Genomic DNA, 5,558 nt, shown 5'->3' on the forward strand with positions numbered 1-5,558 from the left:
AGGGCCGCGGCACTATGCCAACCAACCCCCTTGGGGCTGGCCTCATGGCCAAAAATCATAATGGACGCGAACACACACTCAATTTTTGCGCTGTGTTTAACTCGTGTTACCCGACCCACACCACACACCACACAAAACGCTGTGCAGCAAGCAACCCGCTCCCCCTTTGAAATCAGGAGCAAGCACCCCACCACAAACAAGCAATGGGATTGATGGTTAATGAGTGATTGGCGTATTAGTACCAGTCAGCTCCACACATCACTGCGCTTCCACACCTGGCCTATCAACCCTGTCGTCTACAGGACACCTCAAAGGAAATCTCATCTTGAAGCAGGCTTCCCGCTTAGATGCTTTCAGCGGTTATCCTTCCCGAACGTAGCCAACCAGCCATGCACCTGGCGGTACAACTGGCACACCAGAGGTTCGTCCGTCCCGGTCCTCTCGTACTAAGGACAGCCCTTCTCAAATTTCCTACGCACGCAGCGGATAGGGACCGAACTGTCTCACGACGTTCTAAACCCAGCTCGCGTACCGCTTTAATGGGCGAACAGCCCAACCCTTGGGACCGACTCCAGCCCCAGGATGCGACGAGCCGACATCGAGGTGCCAAACCATGCCGTCGATATGGACTCTTGGGCAAGATCAGCCTGTTATCCCCGAGGTACCTTTTATCCGTTGAGCGACCGCGATTCCACAATCCACGGCCGGGTCACTAGTCCCAGCTTTCGCTCCTGCTCGACACGTCCGTCTCACAGTCAAGCTCCCTTGTGCACTTACACTCGACACCTGATTGCCAACCAGGCTGAGGGAACCTTTGGGCGCCTCCGTTACTCTTTGGGAGGCAACCGCCCCAGTTAAACTACCCATCAGGCACTGTCCCTGAACCCGATCAGGGTCCGAAGTTAAGGAATCCAGCATAGCCAGAGTGGTATTTCAACGATGACTCCACACACACTGGCGTGCATGCTTCACAGTCTCCCACCTATCCTACACAAGCCATACCGAACACCAATACCAAACTATAGTGAAGGTCTCGGGGTCTTTCCGTCCTGCTGCGCGTAACGAGCATCTTTACTCGTAGTGCAATTTCGCCGAGTTCGCGGTTGAGACAGTGGAGAAGTCGTTACGCCATTCGTGCAGGTCGGAACTTACCCGACAAGGAATTTCGCTACCTTAGGATGGTTATAGTTACCACCGCCGTTTACTGGGGCTTAAATTCTCCGCTTCGACCACAAGTGGTCTAACAGGTCCTCTTAACCTTCCAGCACCGGGCAGGCGTCAGTCCGTATACATCGACTTACGTCTTCGCACGGACCTGTGTTTTTAGTAAACAGTCGCTTCTCCCTGGTCTCTGCGGCCACCACCAGCTCACCACCGCACGGATGGATCACCAGGATGGCCCCCCTTCTTCCGAAGTTACGGGGGCATTTTGCCGAGTTCCTTAACCACGATTATCTCGATCGCCTTAGTATTCTCTACCTGACCACCTGAGTCGGTAATAGGGTACGGGCGGCTGGAACCTCACGTCGATGCTTTTCTCGGCAGCATAGGATCACCGGATCACCCACAAAAGTGGGCGCCCATCAGCTCTCAGACACATGCCCGGCGGATTTACCTACCAGACGTCCTACGACCTTAGACCACGACAACCATCGCGCGGCCCGGCTACCTTCCTGCGTCACACCTGTTAACACGCTTACCTACTACGCACTCAGGTCCCCTCCGCAGCCCAACACTCCCACCCGAAGGCAGGAGAGGAGCATTGGAAGGTTAGTATCATACGCCTCGATATGGGCGGTTCTTCGCCGGTACGGGAATATCAACCCGTTGTCCATCGACTACGCCTGTCGGCCTCGCCTTAGGTCCCGACTTACCCAGGGCGGATTAGCCTAGCCCTGGAACCCTTGGTCATCCGGCGGAAGGGTTTCTCACCCTTCTTTCGCTACTCATGCCTGCATTCTCACTCGCATAGCCTCCACCACTCGATCACTCGGCAGCTTCACCGGCCACACGACGCTCCCCTACCCAACACCACACCTCAACCAAACACCCCACAAAGGGAGCATCGGCTCGGATACGCGTGGTATTGCCACAACTTCGGCGGTGTACTTAAGCCCCGCTACATTATCGGCGCGGAATCACTTGACCAGTGAGCTATTACGCACTCTTTCAAGGATGGCTGCTTCTAAGCCAACCTCCTGGTTGTCTTCGCAACTCCACATCCTTTCCCACTGAGCACACGCTTAGGGGCCTTAGTTGGTGGTCTGGGCTGTTTCCCTCTCGACTACGAAGCTTATCCCCCGCAGTCTCACTGCCATGCTTACACTTACCGGCATTCGGAGTTTGGCTGACGTCAGTAACCCGGTGGGGCCCATCGGCCATCCAGTAGCTCTACCTCCGGCAAGAAACACACAACGCTGCACCTAAATGCATTTCGGGGAGAACCAGCTATCACAGAGTTTGATTGGCCTTTCACCCCTAACCACAGGTCATCCCCTCCATTTTCAACTGAAGTGGGTGCGGGCCTCCACGACGTCTTACCATCGCTTCACCCTGCCCATGGCTAGATCACTCCGCTTCGGGTCTAGGACACGCGACTCGATCGCCCTATTCGGACTCGCTTTCGCTACGGCTACCCCCCAAGGGTTAACCTCGCCACGTGCCGCTAACTCGCAGGCTCATTCTTCAAAAGGCACGCCATCACCCCAACAAGGAGGCTCTGACGGATTGTAAGCGCATGGTTTCAGGTACTATTTCACTCCCCTCCCGGGGTACTTTTCACCATTCCCTCACGGTACTGATCCGCTATCGGTCATCAGGAAGTATTTAGCCTTACCAGGTGGTCCTGGCAGATTCACACGGGATTACACGGGTCCCGTGCTACTCGGGTATCACCACACACAACCAGCAGCTGTTTCGTCTACGGGACTCTCACCCACTACGGTCACGCTTCCCAACGCGTTCGACTACAACCACAACAGTCATGCTCTCCCCATGCTGAGGAAGAACGAATGACCCCACAACACCGCACATGCAACACCAGCACGTTTACACACACACGGTTTAGGCTGATCCGCTTTCGCTCGCCACTACTCACGGAATCACAATTGTTTTCTTCTCCTGTGGGTACTGAGATGTTTCACTTCCCCGCGTTCCCTCCACACACCCTATATATTCAGGTGCAGGTCACGACACATAACATGCCGCGGGGTTCCCCCATTCGGACACCCTCGGATCACAGTTCGTTTACCAACTCCCCGAGGCTTATCGCAGGTTACCGCGTCCTTCATCGGCTCCTGATGCCAAGGCATCCACCATGCGCTCTTGAACACTCACACCACGCCACCACACAACATGCAGCACGCAATGCGAGTCGGATAACACAAGAAACACAACAACAAAAATTACACAGAACACCACAACCAACAGGCACACCCCACACACGCACACAACCAACCCGAAGGCCGGCCACACACACGCACAGAACACACCAGGCTGTGATGCCCAGATGCTCGCGTCCACTATGAAAAAACCATGATCCACCACCAGACACCCACACCCCCACACCCCACAACAGGATGCAGCAGCACAAGACCGGCACGAGGAGACACACCAGAACCCCACATACTCCCCACCCACACCCGCACAACCACACACGAAAGCGTGATCACCCGGACACGAGAAAAGAGCCGCAGGGGCCTGCTCTCCCAGGACCCAACAGCGTGTTCGCCCCACTACCAACAACCACACAGGGCTGCCAGCAGCGGCAAGTATTCAATGATGTTCCACCCATGAGCAACCACCGGACACACACTCGGCATCCGCATGGCCACACCACCACACGAACCACAAACGGCTCGCGGGTGTTCTGTGATGCTCCTTAGAAAGGAGGTGATCCAGCCGCACCTTCCGGTACGGCTACCTTGTTACGACTTAGTCCCAATCACCAGTCCCACCTTCGACGGCTCCCCCCACAAGGGTTGGGCCACCGGCTTCGGGTGTTACCGACTTTCGTGACTTGACGGGCGGTGTGTACAAGGCCCGGGAACGTATTCACCGCAGCGTTGCTGATCTGCGATTACTAGCGACTCCGACTTCACGTAGTCGAGTTGCAGACTACGATCCGAACTGAGATCGGCTTTCTGGGATTCGCTCCACCTCACGGCATCGCAACCCTTTGTACCGACCATTGTAGCATGCGTGAAGCCCAAGACATAAAGGGCATGATGATTTGACGTCATCCCCACCTTCCTCCGAGTTGACCCCGGCAGTCTCCTATGAGTTCCCACCATCACGTGCTGGCAACATAGAACGAGGGTTGCGCTCGTTGCGGGACTTAACCCAACATCTCACGACACGAGCTGACGACAACCATGCACCACCTGTACACCAGCCCAAAAGGGCTGAACCATCTCTGGCACATTCCAGTGTATGTCAAGCCTTGGTAAGGTTCTTCGCGTTGCATCGAATTAATCCGCATGCTCCGCCGCTTGTGCGGGCCCCCGTCAATTCCTTTGAGTTTTAGCCTTGCGGCCGTACTCCCCAGGCGGGGCACTTAATGCGTTAGCTGCGGCGCGGAACTCGTGGAATGAGCCCCACACCTAGTGCCCAACGTTTACGGCATGGACTACCAGGGTATCTAATCCTGTTCGCTCCCCATGCTTTCGCTCCTCAGCGTCAGTTACAGCCCAGAGTCCCGCCTTCGCCACCGGTGTTCCTCCTGATATCTGCGCATTTCACCGCTACACCAGGAATTCCAGACTCCCCTACTGCACTCTAGTCCGCCCGTACCCACTGCACGCGCAAGGTTGAGCCTTGCGTTTCCACAGCAGACGCGACGAACCGCCTACGAGCTCTTTACGCCCAATAATTCCGGACAACGCTTGTACCCTACGTATTACCGCGGCTGCTGGCACGTAGTTAGCCGGTACTTCTTCTGCAGGTACCGTCACCCGAAGGCTTCTTCCCTACTGAAAGAGGTTTACAACCCGAAGGCCGTCATCCCTCACGCGGCGTCGCTGCATCAGGGTTTCCCCCATTGTGCAATATTCCCCACTGCTGCCTCCCGTAGGAGTCTGGGCCGTGTCTCAGTCCCAGTGTGGCCGGTCGCCCTCTCAGGCCGGCTACCCGTCGTCGCCTTGGTAGGCCGTTACCCCACCAACAAGCTGATAGGCCGCGAGCCCATCCCCAACCGAAAAACTTTCCACACCCAGACCATGCGGCCAGGTGTCATATGCGGTATTAGACCCAGTTTCCCGGGCTTATCCCGCAGTCAGGGGCAGGTTACTCACGTGTTACTCACCCGTTCGCCACTAATCCACTCCTGCAAGCAGGAGCTTCATCGTTCGACTTGCATGTGTTAAGCACGCCGCCAGCGTTCGTCCTGAGCCAGGATCAAACTCTCCAAAAATACATGTTTTGGTCAGGTCAATCACCCGGCTAAGAAATCAACAAGCAACTAAAAAGCTTTAGCTACAAAAATTGTTGAGATCCCAGCAAATAAAAAAGCTGGCATCATCAAATAAACAAACACGCTATTGAGTTCTCAAAGAACAGAC

General features: G+C 55.6%; 2 rRNA genes. Both read right to left on the bottom strand.

Annotation, left to right across the window (positions count from 1 at the left end):
- Positions 1–215 precede the first annotated feature (215 nt).
- Positions 216–3,338, bottom strand: a 23S ribosomal RNA gene (locus HGBR_RS15675).
- Positions 3,339–3,884: 546 nt separating this feature from the next.
- A 16S ribosomal RNA gene (locus HGBR_RS15680) occupies positions 3,885–5,410 on the bottom strand.
- The 16S and 23S rRNA genes sit together here, the layout of an rRNA operon.
- Between the last annotated feature and the right edge of the window lie 148 nt (positions 5,411–5,558).

Origin of the sequence: Brevibacterium senegalense, from assembly GCF_000285835.1 — a bacterium.
Taxonomy (GTDB): Bacteria; Actinomycetota; Actinomycetes; order Actinomycetales; family Brevibacteriaceae; genus Brevibacterium; species Brevibacterium senegalense.